General features: G+C 55.9%; 17 protein-coding genes. 15 read left to right on the forward strand and 2 right to left on the reverse strand.

Annotated features, from left to right (window positions below; genetic code table 11):
* Positions 1-66: 66 nt before the first annotated feature.
* The 6 genes from BLR08_RS15490 (at position 67) to BLR08_RS15515 (ending at position 5,300) form a co-directional block, all read left to right on the forward strand.
* On the forward strand, positions 67-1,608 hold the full coding sequence (locus BLR08_RS15490) for a type 2 periplasmic-binding domain-containing protein (RefSeq protein WP_072332203.1): 1,542 nt from the start codon (positions 67-69) through the stop codon (positions 1,606-1,608).
* Positions 1,609-1,666: 58 nt separating this feature from the next.
* Positions 1,667-2,596, forward strand: coding sequence for an ABC transporter permease (locus BLR08_RS15495; RefSeq protein ID WP_072332200.1), 930 nt, complete (start codon positions 1,667-1,669; stop codon positions 2,594-2,596).
* Positions 2,593-3,462 carry a carbohydrate ABC transporter permease gene (locus BLR08_RS15500; RefSeq protein ID WP_072332197.1) on the forward strand — a complete coding sequence of 290 codons (870 nt, stop codon included), beginning with the start codon at positions 2,593-2,595 and terminating at the stop codon, positions 3,460-3,462. The genes BLR08_RS15495 and BLR08_RS15500 overlap by 4 nt, the downstream gene beginning before the upstream one ends.
* A gap of 20 nt (positions 3,463-3,482) precedes the next feature.
* Positions 3,483-4,205, forward strand: a complete 723-nt coding sequence (locus BLR08_RS15505; RefSeq protein WP_072332193.1) for a glycerophosphodiester phosphodiesterase — start codon at positions 3,483-3,485, stop codon at positions 4,203-4,205.
* A gap of 481 nt (positions 4,206-4,686) precedes the next feature.
* Positions 4,687-4,977 (forward strand): hypothetical protein, encoded by a 291-nt coding sequence (locus tag BLR08_RS15510; protein ID WP_072332189.1) that lies wholly within the window; start codon positions 4,687-4,689, stop codon positions 4,975-4,977.
* Positions 4,953-5,300, forward strand: a complete 348-nt coding sequence (locus tag BLR08_RS15515) for a GGDEF domain-containing protein (RefSeq protein ID WP_256257683.1) — start codon at positions 4,953-4,955, stop codon at positions 5,298-5,300. The genes BLR08_RS15510 and BLR08_RS15515 overlap by 25 nt, the downstream gene beginning before the upstream one ends.
* 66 nt (positions 5,301-5,366) lie before the next feature.
* Here BLR08_RS15515 and BLR08_RS15520 read toward each other — a convergent pair whose 3' ends face one another.
* The gene (locus tag BLR08_RS15520; RefSeq protein ID WP_072332183.1) at positions 5,367-6,707 is read right to left on the reverse strand and encodes an MFS transporter; all 1,341 of its coding nucleotides are present in this window, start codon (positions 6,705-6,707) and stop codon (positions 5,367-5,369) included.
* A 266-nt stretch (positions 6,708-6,973) separates the two neighbouring features.
* Between BLR08_RS15520 and BLR08_RS15525 the strand changes: the two genes are divergently transcribed.
* The 5 genes from BLR08_RS15525 to BLR08_RS15545 all read left to right on the forward strand — a co-directional run bounded on the left by BLR08_RS15525 (position 6,974) and on the right by BLR08_RS15545 (position 12,819).
* Positions 6,974-7,336 (forward strand): response regulator, encoded by a 363-nt coding sequence (locus BLR08_RS15525; protein WP_072332180.1) that lies wholly within the window; start codon positions 6,974-6,976, stop codon positions 7,334-7,336.
* A gap of 148 nt (positions 7,337-7,484) precedes the next feature.
* Entirely contained in the window at positions 7,485-7,940 is a 456-nt protein-coding gene (locus tag BLR08_RS15530) for a GNAT family N-acetyltransferase (RefSeq protein WP_072332177.1), read from the forward strand.
* Positions 7,941-8,086: 146 nt separating this feature from the next.
* Positions 8,087-9,142 carry a nitric oxide synthase oxygenase gene (locus tag BLR08_RS15535; protein ID WP_083537284.1) on the forward strand — a complete coding sequence of 352 codons (1,056 nt, stop codon included), beginning with the start codon at positions 8,087-8,089 and terminating at the stop codon, positions 9,140-9,142.
* A 117-nt stretch (positions 9,143-9,259) separates the two neighbouring features.
* Positions 9,260-11,026, forward strand: a complete 1,767-nt coding sequence (locus BLR08_RS15540; RefSeq protein ID WP_072332171.1) for an ABC transporter ATP-binding protein — start codon at positions 9,260-9,262, stop codon at positions 11,024-11,026.
* Positions 11,023-12,819 (forward strand): ABC transporter ATP-binding protein, encoded by a 1,797-nt coding sequence (locus tag BLR08_RS15545; protein WP_072332168.1) that lies wholly within the window; start codon positions 11,023-11,025, stop codon positions 12,817-12,819. The genes BLR08_RS15540 and BLR08_RS15545 overlap by 4 nt, the downstream gene beginning before the upstream one ends.
* A 293-nt stretch (positions 12,820-13,112) precedes the next feature.
* Here BLR08_RS15545 and BLR08_RS15550 read toward each other — a convergent pair whose 3' ends face one another.
* Complete coding sequence (locus BLR08_RS15550; protein ID WP_072332165.1) at positions 13,113-14,693, reverse strand: LTA synthase family protein; 1,581 nt, start codon at positions 14,691-14,693, stop codon at positions 13,113-13,115.
* Positions 14,694-14,960: 267 nt separating this feature from the next.
* Between BLR08_RS15550 and BLR08_RS15555 the strand changes: the two genes are divergently transcribed.
* The 4 genes from BLR08_RS15555 (at position 14,961) to BLR08_RS15570 (ending at position 20,478) form a co-directional block, all read left to right on the forward strand.
* Entirely contained in the window at positions 14,961-15,680 is a 720-nt protein-coding gene (locus BLR08_RS15555; protein ID WP_256257676.1) for an FHA domain-containing protein, read from the forward strand.
* A gap of 51 nt (positions 15,681-15,731) precedes the next feature.
* Entirely contained in the window at positions 15,732-17,015 is a 1,284-nt protein-coding gene (gene murA, locus BLR08_RS15560; protein WP_072332162.1) for a UDP-N-acetylglucosamine 1-carboxyvinyltransferase, read from the forward strand.
* Positions 17,016-17,080: 65 nt separating this feature from the next.
* Positions 17,081-17,356, forward strand: coding sequence for a DUF1294 domain-containing protein (locus tag BLR08_RS15565; protein WP_090586215.1), 276 nt, complete (start codon positions 17,081-17,083; stop codon positions 17,354-17,356).
* An 899-nt stretch (positions 17,357-18,255) separates the two neighbouring features.
* The gene (locus BLR08_RS15570) at positions 18,256-20,478 is read left to right on the forward strand and encodes a helix-turn-helix domain-containing protein (protein WP_256257675.1); all 2,223 of its coding nucleotides are present in this window, start codon (positions 18,256-18,258) and stop codon (positions 20,476-20,478) included.
* The last annotated feature ends 200 nt before the right edge of the window (positions 20,479-20,678 follow it).

Raw genomic sequence — 20,678 nt, forward strand, 5'->3', positions numbered from 1 at the left:
CCGGGGGATATAATGAAATGGCAAGAGGAGCATGACATAAATTGTACTGGGGGAGGCCTTCCAAGCATGAAGAAAGCAGTAATCGTGATGAGTGCTTTAAGCTTGACACTCGTTCTGGCATCCGGCTGTCAGCCGAAGACGGAGTCTGCGGACAGCAAACCAAATGCAACATCCTCCGCACCGGACAGCACGTCGGAGAAAATTAAAATCGAAATGATGGCGGCATCGTGGACAGGGGGAGGGTGGCCGGATAACAATCATCCGATCATCCAGTATATCAACAAAAAGTTTAATGTCGATCTGCAAATTCAATGGGTTCCGAATGCCAACTTTGCCGAAAAGCTGAACGTCGTCTCCGCCTCCGGTAAAATGCCTGATGCGATCCGGGTCGATTCCGGCATGTTTTTAAAATGGGTGGATGAAGGCGTATTCCTCGATTTGCAGCCATATTTGTCCAAATACCCGGTCTTGCAAAGCATCGCAAAGCCGGAGGAATGGGCGATCCTGAATCCGAAGGACAAAATATACGGCATTCCGATCTATGAAACTGCCCAAAACTCGCTTTATGTCCGCGCGGATTGGATGGAAAATCTGGGGCTGCCGCTGCCTGATGCCACAGCGTTCACCATTGACAAGTTTTATGAAATCGCCAAAGCGTTTACGACGCAAGATCCGGATAAAAACGGCAAGCACGATACCTTCGGGTTCTCTGCATTGGGGAACTCGCTCCAGCTGGGCGACCCGCAGCTGCTCGCCGCCTTCGGCATCGCCAACGGTTGGAAGGAAGTCAATGGCGAGCTCGTTCCCATGCAAGCGCAAGCCAAGGAATGGACCGAATTTTTGACTTTTATGAAGAAGGCTTATGAGGAAGGCGTGCTTGACAAAGATTTTATTACGAATACGAATTTCAATGACAAGTATGCGCAAGGTAAGGTAGGATTCGCTATCGATATGCACTACCAATTCAGTCAGCAAACGAACCAGCAGCTTCAGAAGATTGCCCCTAATGCCAAATTCGTCGAATTGTCGCCTCCTATCGGAGCCAGCGGCAGCAGAGGAACGAAAACGCCTTCGAGCGGCATGCTGAAGCTGGTTTTGAGCAAGGACATGGATGAAAACAAGCGCCAGCGCATGCTCGAAATTCTGAATTGGTGGGTATCTCCGGAAGGCGAAGACATTATAAAGAACGGGATTGAAGGCACTCATTATCAGAAAAAGCCCGACGGCTCCTACGAAATGACTGATGCGTTAAAGGCAGAGGGCGAAGGACGGCAAAGCCTCTTATGGAACTGGATGCTGCGAGGCAATTCAAATACGTACAATATTTACAAGTGGAGCGATCCGATATGGGCCAGCGAAATGGAAAAGTCCATTAAAAACGCCAAACAGTATCCTTATAAAAATGCCTCCGACGGGTTCTTGAGCGCCTCCGAAACGTTCACGAAGCAAGGCAAAACGCTGGATGACAAATTCCTTCAAGTCGTGCTGGAAATTATCGCGGGCCGGAAGCCGGTCGAAAGCATCAACGATGCGGTCGGCGATTGGAAGAAAAATGGCGGAGATAAAATTATCGAAGAAGTGAATACGGCGTTCAAAGCGAAAAAATAATTCGGAACAACCGGGAACAGTCTTGCGAGGCTTCGGCCTTTGGAGGTTGTTCCTCTTCATGACAGGCAGCTTAGCGAGGAGGCATACCGTGCTCAATGGTTATTGGCGAAGAGCCTTTCCGATCTATGTGATGATTTTTCCCGGATTTTTATTTTTTATGGTGTTCAAGTATGTTCCGATGTTCGGTATTTTGATTGCATTTATGGATTACAGCCCGTTTAAAGGGATCGGGGGCAGCGAGTGGGTCGGACTGGACCATTTTCGCAGATTGTTCTCCGAAGGGGATTTCTGGATGCTGCTGCAAAATACGCTGATGCTGAACGTGCTCGACGTCTTGTTCTTTTTTCCTGCGCCTATTCTGGTTGCCCTGCTTTTGAATGAAATGAGAGTCAAATGGTTCAAGGGTACGGTTCAAACGATTTTGTACGCTCCTAATTTTATATCCTGGGTCGTCATCGTAGGGATTACGCTCCAGCTGTTCGCTACGGGCTCGGGGGCGATCAACGAGCTGCTGGAAGGCTGGGGGTTCGATCGGATCGAGCTGATGACGGACCCGAAATACTTCCGGTGGGTGTGGCTGTTCCAAAACATTTGGCAGGGAGCGGGCTGGGGGGCCATTATTTTTCTGGCGGCTTTGTCCGCTGTCGACCCTACGCTTTATGAGGCGGCCGAGATGGATGGCGCCAGCCGCTGGCGCCAGCTCTGGCATATTACGCTGCCTGCTCTGCGCGGGGCGATCGTGATTTTGTTTATCCTACGCTTGGGGCATATCATGGATCTCGGCTTTGAGCATGTGTTCCTGCTGCAGAACCCGATGAACAGGGATGTCTCCGAAGTGTTCGAGACGTTTATTTATAAGGTTGGTCTTAATGAAGGAGATTACAGCTACTCGACTGCCGTCGGCTTGTTCAAATCGGCAATCGGCCTGGCGATGGTGCTGACTGCCAATGCATTGGCCAAACGGACGGGACAGGAGGGAGTCTTTTGAAGACACGGACAACGGGCGCGGATCGCATACTGGACGGCATCGTATATGTTTTGCTCCTTCTCGGTGCGGTGGCCGCTCTCTTTCCCTTGTTCTATGTGTTTGCGATTTCTTTCTCCACGGAGCGGGAATATTTGACGCGCGGCTTTTACATCATTCCCGAACAATTCACGCTGGACGGCTATTTTTATTTAATGACGCATTCCGGCTTCAAAAAAGCGCTCATCAATGCCGTCCTGATCAGCGCAATCGGGACCTTGATCAATATGGCGCTGACAACCTTGATGGCTTATGGCCTCTCCAAGCCGTGGCTGAAGGGAAGAGGGTTTCTGAACTTTATCGTCGTGTTTACGATGCTGTTTTCAGGAGGGATGATCCCGACTTATTTGGTCGTCAATTCGCTTGGTCTGATTAACAGCTTCTGGGCACTTTGGCTAAGCTCGGCTGTCATCGCGTTTAATCTGGTCGTGATGAGAAGCTTCTTCCGCACGTTTCCTGCTGAGCTGGAGGAGTCCGCTCGCATCGACGGCAGCGGGGAATGGAGGCTGCTGGCGACGCTTGTTATTCCTTTGTCCATGCCGGCCATCGCCACCTTTACGTTATTTTATTTGGTCAACAACTGGAATACTTATTTCTCGGCGATTCTATATTTGAATGATAACAACTTGATGCCGCTGCAGGTGTTTCTCAGACAGATGCTGATCGAAGATGATCCGTCCATCTCGAACGCCTCGAGCGTCCAGTACCGGTACACGCCGGCCGCCAAGATGGCTGCGATCATCATCACGGCGATGCCGCTTTTGATCGCGTATCCTTTTTTCCAAAAGCATTTTAATAAAGGCGTTCTGCTCGGTTCGGTCAAGGGCTGAATGCGATAGGAGACAAATCGATGCACAAACCGAAATATATCGCCCATCGGGGTCTTAGCATGCACGCGCCCGAAAACACGACTGCAGCCTTCGAATTGGCCGGACATTCGGGGTTCTGGGGGATTGAATGCGATACGTATTGCACAACTGACGGCCATTGGATCGTTCATCACGACCGGACGGTGGACCGGATGACGGATGGGACGGGGAAAGCGAAGGACTTTGCGTTCGAAGCGATCCGCAGCTTGAACATCATTGCCGGGATCGGAATCGAAGCGTATGCCGGGTTGCGGATTCCAGCTTTGGGAGAAGTGCTGGACATCTGCAAACGTTATAAGATGCACGCCTTTATCGAAATCGAGGAATATCATCACGACGCCGATCTGGAGAACCTGGTCGAACTGGTCGATCGGCACGACATGCTGGATAACTGCAGCTTCATTTGCTTTAACGCCGATGATCTGAAGAAAGTACGGGCGATAAACGGTCGCGTCCCGCTTGGGTATTTGTCGGTCAAGCCGCATGCGGCCGCCGATCTGGACTTGATCGAGCAGCTAAAGCCAGCATTTCTGGACTACGACTACCGGTCGGTCACGCCTGAGGATGTCCGCATGCTGGCGGCCAAGGGGATTGACGTGTCCGTGTGGACGGTTAATTCGCGAAGCGATGCCCAGCCCTTTATCGAGGCGGGAGTTGCTTATATGACAACCGACACGATTTTGACGGATGAGGCTAAGAAGTAAGGGGAACCCCATACGATCAGGCCAACAAACTGCCGCGTAACCTCGGGGCAGTTTTTGATTTGAGCTTTTTTCGAAATCTCGGAAGGATGAGCTCCGGTGATTGTTCGTTTGGCATCTTCCTCGAAAAGGCTCCGTGCAGGAGCTTTTCTTAAGCAGAGGGGATGCAGCAGCAGAGCGGAGTTGTAACGGAACTGAACGACCCTAGGCGCATGAATTCGACCGAAATCCATTTGTTACGGACTGAGTGCCTCTTAGCGAGCCAAACGGTCCATGTTTCACTCCATTTGCCCATCTAAGGTTCGCTGAGTTCCGTTTACTGTTCTGGGCGCGCGCCATCCACCTCTCGTCCATACTATGATCAGGGGATTCATGGATACAACTGCCGGACTTCGAGAGGGATCGAAGAAAGCGCGAAATAGAAGAAAGGAAAGGCCGGCTAATTTCTCAATGGAGGAACAAGCGAGAAGGGGAGCTGGGAAAAATGTCGATGGATTATGTTTATTTGACCATTTGCTCGATCATTTATAGCGCCATGATCTTCGCCAGCCCTAACCTGAACTTGATGAAGATCGGTTATGTAGTTCCTATCGGACTATCGATCATGTTTTTCGATAAGCGGAAGCTTTTGTTTACGATGCAGCTCAGCCTCCTTTCTATCGGAGTTAACTATGGCAGCATGTTTACCAAAACGGTCTGGGGGGCGTTCCTGTTCATCTGGCGCTGCTGGACATCGATAACTTTAAATCGATCAACGATACATATGGGCATTTGACAGGCGATGCGGTGCTGAAGCAGGTGGCGGGACAGACGATGCTTCTGGCCGCCGGCAAAGGGTTTGCCGCCCGGTACGGGGGAGAGGAATTTGCCATTTTGTACATGGGACTGGAGGAGGACGAAGTATACCGCAATGTGGAGGAAATCCGGGAAGCCGTCGCTGCAGCTTCCTACGCGGAGCTTGAAGGGAGAGGCGTCACGATCAGCGTAGGGCTGCACCGACTGCATACGAGCGAAACGAAGGACATGCTGTTCAAAAAAACTGATGAAGCTTTGTATGCCGCCAAGCATTCGGGGAAAAACCGGACGGTATTCATCTGACATACGGATTCCGAAAGCAGAAGCTCAGATCCTGACCGATCTGAGCTTTCTCGCCGTCTGTCGGAGCTATCGCGGATTGCGGTAAGGGACGCGGCTGTGAACGGCAAGCCCGATCAGTATCAGCACGATCAGAGACCCGAGCGCTGCCCGGCTGGCCAGGTTGCCATGCTCGGCGAGCACGAGCGTGATGGTGCCGTACAGCAGAGGGCCGACGATGGAGGACACCTTGCCGGAGAAAGCGAACAAGCCGAAAAATTGTCCTCGCTTCTCTTCTGGCGTAAGCTCTACGATCATCGTCCGCGAGGTGACCCACATTGCTCCCATGGAGATGCCGTACAGACTGCCGGCAACCCAGAACAGCTCTTGGCTCGCGGTCAGCGAAGCCAGAGCGATGGAGGCGATCATGACGACCGCTACCGCGCCGACGGCCCGCTTGGAGCCGGCATACCGGGTGATATAGCCGAAGCCGAAGGAGCCTGCGATGCTGGACACCGTCGAGACGAGATACAGCAAGATAAACTGTCCCGTCGAGAATCCGATGACCGTCTTGGCGTAGACACCCATAACGGCGATCGCTGTGGCTACCGCGTCATTGAAGAAGAAGTAGGCGATCATAAACAGGAAAACGGACCGGTAGGAGCGGGCTTCCTTGAAGGTTTGCCACACCTCGCGATAGCCGGAGAAAAAGGAGGGCTTCGGCCCTCCGGCAGCGGCAGCCGCTGCCGCGCGTCCGGGACTTTCCTTGTACCCCAGGAAAAGGGGGAGCGAGAACAGCAGGAACAGCAACGCGCTCGGAATAAAAGAGCGGTGGAAGCCGGCATCGCCGATAAACGGATAGACGGACAATCCGACCAGGGTGCCGAAATAGCCGACGGCAACCCCATAACCGGAGATGAGCGGCATCTCCTTCTCGTTGCCGAGATCGGAGATCATCGCGTCGTAGAACACAAGGCTGGAGTTATAGAAAAACTTGGCAAACATGAAGAAGATAAGCACCAGCGCCAGCGATAAGGGGATTCCCGCCACCGTAAGCCCGGTCTGCCAATAAGAGGCCGCCCCCATCAGCAGCGTGCTTCCGATGCACAGCAGGGTAAGCGGGACAAGAAACGGCTTCTTGCGCCCGGTCCGGTCGATCAGCACGCCGTACAGCGGAGTGAGCAGCACCAAGAAAAAGCTGGCCAGCGCGTTCGTATAGGTGATGAAGGTGCTGGCGATCTGATTCATCGTCTCGCTGCCGCCGAGCGTTTCCTGCAAATAGAAGGGAAAAAAGATAGTGACGATGTTGGATGTAAAGATGGTGTTGGCAAAATCGTAAAGCGCCCAAACCAGCACCGGCAGGGCAAAGTAAAGCTTCCAGCCGCTTCGGGGCAGCTCCGGGCGTTCCGACATACGGGGTGTCAAGGACATTGGTTGCACCATCCTTCTTGGCAAGTTGTGAGCCATGCTCTCTATTCACATGTATTCGTGCCGTCCGTGCAAATTCCTTGCTTTCATACAAAATTTACATCGTGCACGGCCGTTTAGCTCCGCAAGAACAGCCGAGGAAGCTGTATGGGCTCACCGCTGCTGCCGGACTTGTATTTTTTGGATGTGGTGCTATAATACATGTTACAAATTGTATATTCCAATCGAAATACCTTGATTCGAAACTAAGCGAAGGAGGAGGTTTCGACATGAGCAAAATTTTGATCGTGGACGATTCGCTTTTCATGCGCGTGCTGCTGCGAAATGTCATTCACGAGCTCGGCTATGAGACGGTAGTTGAAGCCGCCAATGGGGTGGAAGCGTTGTCAAAATATGCCGACGAACAGCCCGACGTTGTGACGCTCGATATAACGATGCCCGAAATGGACGGTATCACGGCTTTGGAGAAGATCATACATATGAATCCTGCCGCCAAAGTGATCATGGTGTCTGCGATGGGACAGCAGGCGTTACTGATTCGGGCGGTCAGCATGGGGGCCAGCGATTTTATCGTAAAGCCGTTCAGCAAGGAACGGGTGCGGGAAGCCTTGAAGAAAGCGTTCGCCGGATAAGCGCAGGGCGGATTTTAGCAATAACGGGTTTATTTTGATACAATATGGACGATCGATCGCCTTGGCGATGCCGGGAAGCGTCTGGATACAAGGAGTTGCGACGACGCCTGGCCATGATACAACTGAGAGTAAGGGAGCATAAGCGGACGTGGATATTAAAGGGATAGTCGTCAGCTCGGACGAGCAGCTGAAGCAAGGTCTGGAAGTGCGGATGGAAGTGTTCGTTAAAGAGCAGCAGGTGCCGGAGGAGCTGGAGATCGACGAGTTCGACTCGTCATGGGAGGCATGCAGGCATTTTCTGCTGCTGGACGGGAGCAGACCGGTCGCGGCGGCACGCTATCGGAAGTACGACGAGAGCACGGCCAAGCTGCAGCGGATCGCTGTGCTGGCCGAATACCGGGGGCTCGGTCTCGGCAAGAGAATCATCGAGATGATGGAGGACGATATCCGAAGTCGCGGCATCGCCTCAGCCATTATATTGGACGGACAAACGCAGGCGGAAGCGTTCTATCACAAGCTTGGCTACAGCACGGTATCGGAAGAGCCGTTCCTTGACGCCGGTATTTGGCATGTCCGCATGATCAAGACGCTGTTTGAAGAATAGGCGGCCGGGAGGCGGCTAAGCGGGCGTAGAGCAGGCATCACTCCATGCCTGTCACAGGTTGTTCGGTTGGATTGGGGAGCATTATGATATACACTGGGGAAAACAATCAGCGAGGAGTTTGACCCAAGTTGGAACGAGAAGAGCTTATGCGGCAAGCGGAGGAATTTATCCGGGTCTGTTATGCGGAGCTTCATAAATCGGAGGACGAAATAACCGCCAGACTCGCACATATAACAGCGGAAATCGCCGATATGAGAACGTACGCCCATACGCGGGAGGAGCTGACCCACGGCGCCCGGATGGCCTGGCGCAACAGCAACCGCTGTATCGGCCGGCTGTTCTGGGAGACGCTGGAGGTTGCAGACGCGCGGGAGGTGGACACGGACGACGGGATGGCGGCCGCGCTGTTCCGTCATCTGGAACGAGCGACTAACGGCGGCAAGGTACGCCCCGTCATCACGGTATTCCGCGCAGCTTCCGCCGCGAGGAAGGACGCCCGCATCTGGAACCGCCAACTGATCCGGTATGCGGGATATGAGGATCTGGCCGGGATCGTAGGCGATCCGATCTCTGCGCCGTTCACGGCGTTCTGCCGCTCCCTCGGCTGGCAGGGGGCGGGCACGCCGTTTGACGTGCTGCCGCTCGTCCTCAGTGTAGAGGGAGATGTCCCGCGCGTGTACGAGATTCCGCCGCCGCTCGTGCTGGAGGTGCCGATCGTACACCCGGACTATCCGCAGCTTGCGGAGCGGCAGCTCAAGTGGTACGCAGTTCCTTTCGTCTCCGACATGCGTCTGGAGATCGGCGGAATTACTTACCCGGCAGCACCGTTTAACGGCTGGTATATGGGAACGGAGATCGGCGCGCGCAATCTGGCGGATGCGAATCGTTACAATCTGCTGCCGGTGATGGCCGGCATCATGGGGCTGGACACGGCGAGGGATTCCTCGCTATGGAAGGACCGGGCTCTCGTGGAGCTGAATGCGGCGGTGCTGCACTCTTACCGGGAGCGCGGGGTTGCCATCGTCGATCACCACACGGCAGCCCAACAGTTCCGGCGCTTCGAGGAAAATGAGCGCAAGACGGAGCGGCCCGTTACCGGCGACTGGACATGGCTGATTCCGCCCGTTTCTCCGGCGGCGACCCATATTTTTCACCAATCGTATGACAACAGGACTGTCACGCCGAATTTTTTCCATCGCTGACTGCGTGGGGCGTTGGTCCGTTTCCACCGTCCGGATGACTCCGGACGGTTATTTTGTTTGGCAGCAGTCGGCAGACTCATGATAGAATAGCGGTACGTTAAGGAAGAGGGGACATTTATGTTTAGAAAACAAGCACTGCCGCGGATTCCGATCGGTGAATACTTGTCGCTGTTCCGCAGCTACCTGAAGCCGCAGCGCAAGCGCATGACCCTGCTGGCGGCGCTGCTGATCGGCGGCATCGGCTTGCAGCTCGTGAATCCGCAGATCATCCGCTACTTCATCGACACGGCCGGCTCGCAGCAAAGCGGGGAGCCGCTCGTCTGGGCCGCCGTATTGTTTATCGGCGTGTCCTTGATCCAGCAGCTGATCAACGTCAGCGCGTCCTATATGGGCGCCAATGTCGGCTGGATGGCGACGAATCAGCTGCGAGTCGACGTGGCGGCCCATTGCTTGAAGCTGGATATGGCGTTTCACAAGCAGCAGACGGCGGGCTCCATCATCGAACGGGTCGATGGCGACATCAATAATCTATCGAACTTTTTCTCCCAGTTCGCCATCATGCTGGTCAGCAATGTGCTGCTTGTCGCGGGCATGTTGGTGCTGCTGTTCCGCGAAGGCTGGCTGATCGGCAGCGGGATGCTGCTGTTCGTCGTCTTTGCGCTGATGGCCATCCGTTATGTGCGCCGGTTCGCTGTGCCTCACTGGACCAAGGTTCGGGAGGTCAGCGCCAAGTTTTACGGCTTTCTGGGCGAGCATCTGGAGGGGACGGAGGATACCAGAGCCAGCGGAGCTACCGGATATGTCATGCACCGCTTCTTCACCTTGATGAGAGAGTGGCTGCCGCTGCGGGTACGGGCTTTCTTCGGCTGGGCATCGATGTGGATCACGACGATCATTGTGTTCACCATCGGCAACGCTGTCGCTTTCACGGTCAGTTATTATTTGTGGCAGAAGGGCTCGATTACGCTGGGAACCGTTTACATGGTTTTTTATTATACCGAGCTGATGGCCAAGCCGATCGAGCAGATCCGCACTCAAATGGAGGATTTGCAGAAGGCGGACGCCAGCATCGGGCGGGTGCGCGAACTGCTGCAAACCTCCTCGTCCATCCAGGACGGACCGGGCGGTGCCATACCCGGGGGGCCGCTGGGCGTCGCTTTCAACCGCGTGCATTTCTCCTACGAAGGGGATCGCTCCACGCTTGCGGATGTCGACTTCCGGCTCGAGCCGGGCCAGGTGCTTGGTTTGCTGGGACGCACGGGCAGCGGCAAGACGACGCTGGCGCGGCTGCTGCTGCGCTTTTATGATCCGGGTGAGGGCAGCATCACCGTCGGCGGGGTCGATATTCGCCGGGCGAAGCTGCAGGAGCTGCGCAGCCGGGTGGGGATGGTCACTCAAACTATCGAGCTGTTCCAGGGGACGATTCGTGATAATCTGACCTTTTTCGACGAGCGGGTGGCGGATGAGCGTATTGTTCAGGTGCTGGAAGAGCTGGGCATGGGGCAGTGGCTGCTGTCGCTGCCTCAAGGGCTGGATACGCGACTGGAGTCGGGCGGCGGAGGTTTATCCGCAGGCGAAGCGCAGCTGCTGTCCTTCGCCCGCGTGTTTCTCACCGATCCTGGCCTCGTCATTTTGGATGAAGCTTCCTCCCGGCTGGACCCGGGGACCGAGCAGCGAATCGAGCAGGCGATGAACCGGCTGCTGGAGGGGAGGACCTGTATCATCATCGCGCACCGGCTGGCTACGATTGAGCGGGCCGACCGGATTCTGATCTTAGAGGAAGGCCGCATGCTGGAGCAGGGCGACCGGGTCAAGCTGGCTGCTAATCCGGATTCCCGTTACAGCCGGATGCTGCGGGTCGGAATGGAGGAGATGCTGGCATGACGACATTCACTTTTCTGCGGAAGCTGGTCAGCTATCGCAAAGGGCTTTATTTGCTGAATGCGCTGGCCTGGTCGCTCGTCTATCTCGCTCCGATCGTTCCCGGTCTGCTGACGAAGCAGTTTTTCGACGAGCTGTCCGGCCATGCCGCCTATTCGCTGGGGCTGGGCTCCCTGCTCGTGCTGCTGCTGATGGCGGCGCTGGCGCGGATCAGCTTCATCCTGTTCGGCTTCACGACAGACGTGCAATTCAGATTCCGCATCGGCGCTCTGCTGCGCCGCAACGTGCTGCGGCATATTCTCAAGGAGCCTGGCGCGCGAGCTATCCCGTTTTCCCCGGGCGAAGCGATCAGCTCCTTCCGCGATGATGTCGATCAGGTGGAGGAGAGCGTCAGCTGGTCGGTCGATGTGCTGGGACTTACCGTGTTTGCGGCCGTCTCCTGCATCATCCTGATCCGGATTCATCCGCAGATGACCTTATGGGTATTCCTGCCCTTGATCGTCGTCGTTACGGCCGCCCAGCTGTCCACGGCGCTGCTGCAGAAATACCGGGCCGCGAGCCGGGAGGCGACGAGCCAGGTCACCGGAGCGATCAGCGAAATGTTCGGCACGGTGCAGTCCATTCAGGTAGCTGGCGCGGAGGAGCGTATGATCCGCCGCTTCCGGCGGCTGAGCGACGAGCGCCGGCAGGCGATGCTGAAGGATACGCTTCTGACGACCTCGCTCGACTCCGTGTTTTCGGGCGTCGTTCATTTTGGCACGGGGCTGATCTTGCTGCTGGCCGCCGAGTCGATGAGGACGGGACAATTTACGGTGGGAGACTTTGCCTTATTCGTCTATTACCTGGGCTTCGTTACGCATTTCATTCAAAATTTCGGCAAGTTTATTACGTACTACAAAGTAAGCGCCGTGGCGAAAAATCGGCTGCAGGCGCTGCTGCAGGGAGCCGATCCGCAGAAGCTGACCGAGCATCATCCGCTGTATCTGCGCGGTACGCTTCCCGGGCCGCAGGAGCATATGGGAGCGGCCGGCGGCGCTGATTCCTACGAGCCTTTGCACAGTCTGGCGCTTGCCGGATTAAGCTATAGGTACCCGGACACAGGGCGCGGGATTGAGAACATCGATCTCCGGCTGGAGCGGGGGTCCTTCACCGTCATTACTGGCCGGGTCGGTTCGGGGAAAACGACATTGGTGCGGACGCTGCTGGGGCTGCTTCCCAAGCAGACCGGCGACATCTTCTGGAACGAGCGCAAGGTCGAGGACCCGGGCGAATATTTCATCCCGCCTCGAAGCGCCTATACGCCGCAAATCCCCCGTCTGTACAGCGACACGCTGCGCAACAATATATTGCTTGGTCTGGAGGCGGATGAGGAGCGGATAACCCGCGCGATCCATGCGGCTGTTCTGGAGGACGACGTGACGCGGCTGCCTGCCGGGCTTGGCACGATGATCGGGCCGCGGGGCGTCAAGCTGTCCGGCGGGCAAGCCCAGCGATCCGCCGCCGCCCGGATGTTTGTCCGCGAGGCGGAGCTGCTCGTCTTCGACGATCTGTCGAGCGCGCTGGACGTGGATACGGAGAGCAAGCTGTGGGAGCGGCTGGCCGGGCTGCGCGAGGAAACCACCTGCCTGGTCGTATCTCACCGGAAGGCGGCGCTGGCCCGCGCCGACCGGATCATCGTGATGAACAACGGCCGGATCGAGGCAGAAGGCAGTCTGGATGAGCTGCTGGCGGACAATGAAGAGCTGCGCCGTATCTGGTACGGCCCGGAGGAGAGGCAGGGCGATTCCGGCGAATAGCCGGCGCATTTCCCGGGAAAGCGCAGGAGTCGACATCGTTCCGTCCGGCGCCTCGGCAGTTGTCGAATAAGAGCCGAAAATGGCTTGTTTGCGGCTTTGGATGGGAAGCATAGGCGCAGCAAAGACGCCCCCGTGCCGCTTGGCAGCGGCTCAGGGCGTCTTAATTATGGACTGGCTAATGCTCAAAGCTGTGCGGGTCGCCAATTAGCTGCAGCGGGCTTCGGAGGAGTAATACCGGCCGGCGGGACCCCTGGCGCAGCTTCGCTCACTGTCCCCCGGCAAGCGGCGCAGGCTTACTTGCCCTCCGGAGACAGCGCCGAGCTGGCGCGCGGCATGACGGTTACCTGTGCCGGCTCGGATATGGCGAGCACATTTTCCTTGGAATCCAACACCTTGATCTCGAGCCGGATAGTGCCGGGCTTGGCATAATATTCTTTGGGCAGATTGACGCTCACCGACGATTCGCTGCTCCAATTGGTCGTGAGCTTTTTGCCGCCCGCATATACTGTCGCCCCCTGACTGAATCTGCCGCCTTCCAGCGTCAGCAGCACCGGTCCGTTCCCGTCGCCGCCTGCGGTGAGGAATTCCGGGGAAATATGACGGATCTCTGGCTTGCCATAGCCGAGCGTGAAGGGCGGCTGAGCGGCCAGCGCTTCGGCGGCATGGTTCTGCTCGTTCAGGAACCGCTCCTCCTGCCGGGCCCGCCAGCTCTCGGCCAACGTCCGGTCGATGCCGAACCGTTCATAATCTCCCTCGGGCGGCAGGATCGGCATACGCTCGTACAAGCCGCTCAAATAATCCGAATAGGCGCCGCCTTGCAGTCCCGCCATACGCAGCACATAAGGCCCGAGAAACGAAGGGCTGAGCTCCAGCTGCTCCCGGGGGGCATCCTGCAAGTAATTGTTCCAGATCAGCACCGGCACCTCATGCATTTTGCGCAGGAAGTCGGGATCGTCTTCTCCCGTAATATAACCGGTCTCCGTATAGACGGTATATTTCTCGAGCGAAGGAAGATGGTCCCCGAAGAAGACGAGGATCGTCGGCTCCTTCAGCAGGCTGAAATGGAGGATCAGCTCCTGCAGCATGCGATCCGCTCCCTGGGAGCCTTGCGCATAGGTTTCGGCAATGCCGATCGCTTCCGCGGACGGATTCCCCCGGCTTTTGATCGTGATCGTATTGTTTTTGAATTTGCCCGGCCAGTAGTGGTAATGGTTCTCCATCGTATTGGCGAAGATCAGGTCGGCGCCCGGGCTCCGTTCGCTTTCCTCGATGATTCGCTTCGCTACGGCATGGTCGCCGATATACGGCCCGACATATTCGTCGGGATTGAAGTATTCCAGCGGGATGAACCGGGAGAAGCCCATATGCCGGTAAACTTCCGCGCTGTTGAAAAACCATTGGTGAAAAGGACTGATCGCCGTCGTGGCGTAGCCTTGCCGGCCGAGCTGACTGGCCAGCGATTCCGTCGGCTGCTTGATATATTGCTCGTATACGATAGATCCCTCGGGGAAAAAGCGGTACGAGTAACCGGTCAGCACCTCAAGCTCCACATTGGCCGTCCCGCCTCCAAACATCGGAGACAGCATCGTGCCGGATGTGTAGCGGCGTGCAAGCTCATGATACATCGGGATCGGATCGCGGCTGAATTCCAGCCCGGGCAGCTTCGTCATATCCCAGAAAGATTCGCTGAGCACGATAATGATATTGGGCGGCTTATTGAGCTCCTCAGGGGTCCAGTCCGTCACCTGCTCGATGACGGGAAGCGGGGGGATGATTTCGGATTCCTTCGGGAGCCCCAGCCTTTCCGAAGTCGGGATCAGGATGAGGGCAAGCGATATGATCGCCGCAGAAAGAGTTCGGACGGAAGGACGCATAGGCGGTCTCCTAGCTGTAGTCAATTTCTATCGTTTCAGCAGGCTCTCGTTGTATGGGCCGGACAGAGCCAGGCTTGTTGCATGGTTTATTATAGCATGCTCTGTCAAGAGATGGCAGGTGATTAAAGCGTTTCCGGAATCCGGAAGTAACCGATCCGTTAGTCTGCCGTCAGCGAGCTGACATTTCCCTTCCAAAGAAAAATACGCTATGATGAAATAGCGGCAAACCGCGTTTATTTACGAAAGGAATACGATTTAATTCGCCTTGTGGAGGGGAACGTTCTGGATACTTACGCTTGTCTGTATGTAATCCGCGGAGAGCCGTTTCGCTCGGGCACGTGTCTGGACCTGACAGCTGATGAGACGGTAATCGGACGGGCTACGAATAAGGACGCTCCGGATTTTGCATTTTCCAATGCCTTTATTTCCAGGAAGCATGTGGTCATTCGCCGCGAAGGCGAGCAGGCTGTGCTGTACGATCTCGGCTCCCGCCACGGCACGGAGCTGAACGGATCGATGGTGAAGCCTCATGTAGGCTATCCTCTGAAGTCCTTCGATATCGTGAAGCTGGCCAAGGGCATGACTGTCCTGCATTTTTCTTATATATTTGCCGACCAGACGCTGGAGTTCGAACCGCTCAGCCTGACGCAGCATCTGAACCTGCAGGGGAAGGAGCTGGAGAGAGCCGGAACTGTAGCTCTGTATTGGGAGAAACGGGAATGCGTCGTCGGCGGCAAACGGATCGCTATGTCCGAGAAGGAGTATTTGCTGCTCCACCTGCTGCATGAGGAGGCTGACCGGCTGGTGCCGGTCGAGGAGATCAAGCGAGCCGTCTGGCCGGAGAGGTCGGCGGGCAAGGACGGCATCCCCGATGTGACGATGGACGAGCTCAACGCCCTTGTTTACCGGATACGGAAGAAATACGGCAAGGATACGTTCGCCATCAGCGCCGTTCGGGGCAGCGGATACATATTGGAGCTGGAGTAGCGGCAAGACCAAGCAGCCGCATGATCTGCGGCAGAGGAAGGAAGATAGCCCATGCGTTATATGGAAGTTGAACCATCCGGTCCGCTGCAAGGCAGCGTGCGCATCCCCGGATCGAAAAACAGCTCGCTGGCGCTGCTCGCCGCCGCTTGTCTGGCTGATGATATAGTCAAACTTGAGGGGATACCGCCCATAGACGACGTTAAAGTAATCGCCCGGATCGCTCAGGAAATCGGCTTGTCCTGGGAGCGCAAGCCTTCCGGCGAGCTGTGGCTGGACCCTCGCTATATTCACAGCGCGGTCATCGACCCGGGCAAAGCCGGCTCGTATCGCGCATCCTATTACTTCGCCGGAGCGCTCTTGGCCAAGTTCGGCCGGGTGACGCTCGGCTTCCCGGGCGGCGATGATTTCTCCCAGCGGCCGATCGACCAGCATATCAAGGCGTTTCAGGCGCTGGGCGCCAAGGTGCTGTTCGCCGAAGATCATTACATCGTCGAAGCGGCCGAGCTGCGCGGAGCGGATATTTACTTCGACACGATCACCTCGGGAGCGACGATCAATGCAATGCTGGCGGCCGTGCGCGCCAAGGGCAGAACCCATCTGTACCATGCCGCCCTCGATCCGGAGGTTGTCGATACGGCAGCTTTCCTGAGCTCGCTCGGCGCTCGCATCTATGGAGCGGGCACCGACCGCATCCGCATCGAAGGCGTCCCTTACCTAAACGGAGGTTTTCACACCGTCATCCCGGACCGGCTGATCGCCGGAGCGTTCCTGATGGCGGCCGGGATAACGGGCGGCACTGTCACGGTCCAAGATGTCATCCCGGAGCATATGGGCTCCTGCCTGGCCAAGCTGGAGGAATGCGGAGTAGGGGTGGAAGTCCGGGAAAGCAGCGTCACGGCCTACGGAGGCTCGGCTATCCGGGCGTCGCGCATCCGCACGTCCATGTACCCCGGCTTCGCCACCGATCTGCAGCAGCCGATGACGGCGCTGCTGACTCAGGCACAGGGCAAAAGCCTTATTACGGAGCGGGTATATCCGAACCGGTTCAATCATGTGCCGCAGCTGCGGCGGATGGGCGCGGACATCGAGGTGCGCCAGGAGACCGCCTTTATCCGCGGCGGCCGGCCGCTGACGGGCGGCTGGGTGCATGCGACCGACGTTCGGGCCGGCACATGTCTGGTATTGGCCGGACTCGTGGCGGAGGGCCCAACCTTCCTCACGGGCGTGGAGCATCTGGAGCGCGGGTATGGCGATGTTACGGGAAGCTTCGCAGCGCTGGGCGCCGCCCTCCGCTTTGCGGAAGCGGACCGGGAGCAGGTGCAGGCCGCGTACTGAATGCCGCGTGCCTGGGCGATGGACCGGTACGCGCTTAAGCGTCTAAGTGCCGAAGGAGGAGTATTGTGGGCTTTGGGTTGATATATATCGTGCTGATCAATCTGATCGGCCTGATCCTGATGGGGGTCGACAAGCGCAAAGCGAGAAGCAAAGCTTGGCGGATTCCCGAGAAGCGGCTGTTTTTGGTCGCGCTGGCAGGAGGGGCGGCCGGGATGTGGATGGGGATGCGCTGGTGGCGGCACAAAACGAAGCATAATTCGTTTGCCATCGGCATCCCGGTTATTTTCTTCCTGCATATCATGGTAGCGCTGGCCTTGTGGGGGCAGCAGCTGCCAAAGTAGCCGCATGCCGCGGCGACTGAAAAAGGCCGGCGCGGGCTTCGCGCCGGCCTTTTGCTTGCGAGCAGCTTCACCCGAGCGATAAAGTGCGGTCGAACTTTCTGCTCGCAGGAAATGCTGCCGCTAAAACACGAAGCTCCGGTGGTTGTTCGATTTTTGGGGTTACGCACGGCTTCTAAAAAATGCCGGGAAACCGACCGGGCTCCGTCTGTAATCGGAACCGGGAGCTCCTTAGAACGCCAAGTAGTCCAAACATTTTTCGCTCCATTTGCCCATCTAAGAATCGCTGAGCTCCCAATGTCCCTTCGATCGTCTGTCTGCTCCTATCCAGCAACCGGACCCCTTTGTACGATTTTCCGTATAATCCTTCTCCTCTTAACTGCCAGCCGAGCATGTTTATACGAGTTTCCGCACAATTCCTATATTCTCGCCCGCCATCAGACCATATTTATACGTTTTTTCGTATAACGCCTGCACTCGGGCGGTCAGTTGGACGCATTTTATACGAATTTTCGGCTACGGCCGGAGGCGCCCCTTTTGAGGGATATCCGGAAGTCCGATGAATAACTCGCGGTCTGCGGCCGGCCGGCCGGTCGGTCGGTGTTTCCGCTCGCCGTTTCAACTCCCTACGCCTTGCATACCCCCGATTACGTTGTTTCTTTATTAATTTGACCGCTAAGCAGGCCATTCTCTCTGCCTTTTACCCGCAGCTCAGCCATTCCACGCCGAAGCGCTGCCAGAAATCTAATATTGCGCGCCGAATGCTTCAGCAAACCGTTTTCAACAGCTTATCATTTTTCGCACATCAGCCTTGGCGGGGAAGTAGAGGTGGACGATCGCGGATGCAAACGTGTAAACTTGGAGCAGGCGTAGGGGCGGGAAGGGAGGCTTGCTTAATCTTTATGAAGAAAACCTTGTTTAATCGGCTCCTGTTTTCCTACATGCCGATTTTTATTATCGTGGTGACGTTTACGTTTTTTGTATTTTTCCAGCTATTGAGCGAGCAAAGCCGCAAGGAGGCGCTGAACGCCAACAAAATGCTGTCGCTGCAAGCTATGCGTCTGATCGATACTTCCCTGAAGGCGATCGACAACATGGTGATGAAGGAGATGATCAACAACGAGCAGCTGAACGACTTTTTCAGCACGGAGAACAACGATAACATCTACATCAACATCAGCGCGGTTAAAAAAATGCAGGATATGATTTCCTCCTATCCCTTGATCGACTCGATCTACCTGGTGCGTTACGCGGATGATTTTGTACTAAGCAATGCGACCAGCGATCAGCTGCAGAACTATAAGGATGAACCGTTTATCAAGCGTTCCATGAATCCGCTGGCGTCCAAGCAATGGTCGGGCGTGCGAAGCTTCGAGCAGTTTTCCGTCAAAGGCAGCAAGCCTGTGGTCAGCCTCGTGCGGGGCGCGCCATTTATTACCGGGGAGAAAGGGATGATCGTCGTCAATGTGGCGACCGATTCCTTGCGGAGCAGCATTGCCGACCTGTACGATTCGAAATCAAGCTTTATCGGCATACGGGATGCTGCCGGAAGCGCTTTGTTTAGCGGGATGAGCTCAGCCGAGCAAAGGGTTTCTTCCAATTATGTATCGAGCTATACCGGATGGTCGTACCAAAGCGGGCTTGTCAACGGCAAAGTATTTCTTGTCATGTCTTCGCTGTACAACGTCTGGTTTATTATCGGGATTGCGATGATCGTGCTTGGCTTTGTGTGGCTGATTTATGTGACGAGGCGCAATTCCAAGCCGCTGGAGCAGATCGTGGCGCGCATTCGCGGCTACCGTCTTCCGTTGTCCAAGGAAGGGGGAGACGAGTTTTCGTTCATCGAGTCCGCCTTGTCCAATATCATCGAGCAATCGAATCAGTTTCAGCAAAAGCATGAGGAAGACCGGCATCTCCGGATCAGATATTTGTTTCATCAGCTGATCGAAGGCGATTCAGACTTCACGCATGAAGAATGGCTGGAGGAAACGAGCAGCTTGCAGCTTCCGTTCGCTTCCGGCAGTCAAGCGGCGCTTGTCATTGAAATGGACAAATACAATGATTTTTGCAATCATTACTCGCGCAATGATCAGAACCTGCTGAAGTTCGCACTGCGCAGCGTCATTCAGGAGCTTGCCTCCAAACACGGGCTTACGCTCTGGGAGGAGTGGACCTCGGCATACCGGCTGAGTGTCATTATGTTCGGCGAGCCAGAGGAGGGGGAAGCCGGCACTTCCGCGATTGTGGAGCTTTTCGAGCATGTCCGCTTGTGGGTGCAGGACAACCTGAAGTTTACGATTACAGTAGGCATCGGCGAGCAGGTTTCCCGGCTTTCCGATGTGGCCGGCTCCCACCAGGAGGCGCTCAGGGCGCTTAAGCATAAAATCGTGCTGGGGGAAAATCGGCTGATTACAAGCGAGCATCTCGCCAATCACGATCAGGCCGAGGTGTTCTCGCATCTGAACGCCATCCGAGCGATCACGCAATCGTTCCGGCTGATCGAGGACGAATGGAAGACGAAGTACGACGAGCTGTTCAGCTTAATGAAGCAGGGTTTGCTGACGAAGGATGAAATTACGAACCTCATGAATTATTTCACCTACTTCCTGGGCAGAGAAATGGCCGGCATGACGAAGGAGTATCAAGAGTTATGGATGCGGGACGGCTTGCCGCAGCTCAGCAAAATTATTGAGCAATGCCATTCGCTTGAGCAAATGAGGGAAGAGACTCTGGATGTGCTGAATGCTTTGTACGCTTGTCTGCAGGAAGCACAGGACCGGCGTTTGCATGCGGCTACGATTCGCGATATGCGCAAATTCATCGAAGAGGAATATGCCAACCCGAATATGTCGCTCGACTATCTCAGCACAACCTTCAATATCAGCAGCAAGTATGTCAGCAAGCTGTTTAAGGAAGAGACAGGCCAGAAATTCGTCGATTTCCTGATCGATCTCCGCATGCTGGTGGCGCAGCGTTTGCTTGTGGAAACGCAAGCATCCGTCCAAGAGGTCGCCGAGCAGGTCGGTTATACGAGCGCGATTTCCTTTAGTCGTGTGTTTAAGAAAGTAACGGGCAGTTCCCCGAGCGAATTCCGGGAGGGAGCGGCACGCAGGCAGTCCGGGTGAAAACGGTTAAGCGGTTGAAAATGGTTTGCCGGTATGTATCCACCGTGTGTTCCCAATACGTTTCAAACGCAGCTCCGGACATTTACCGGAGCTGAGCTTTTTTCCGCCGTTTGCGAAAACGGTTAAGGCCGCGATTCTTGTTTCTTGCAGCCCATCGCTTTCGCGAACTATGATGGCCATGTAACCAGCAATCCATCATA

It is taken from the genome of Paenibacillus sp. cl123, from assembly GCF_900101595.1.
GTDB lineage: Bacteria > Bacillota > Bacilli > Paenibacillales > NBRC-103111 > Paenibacillus_G.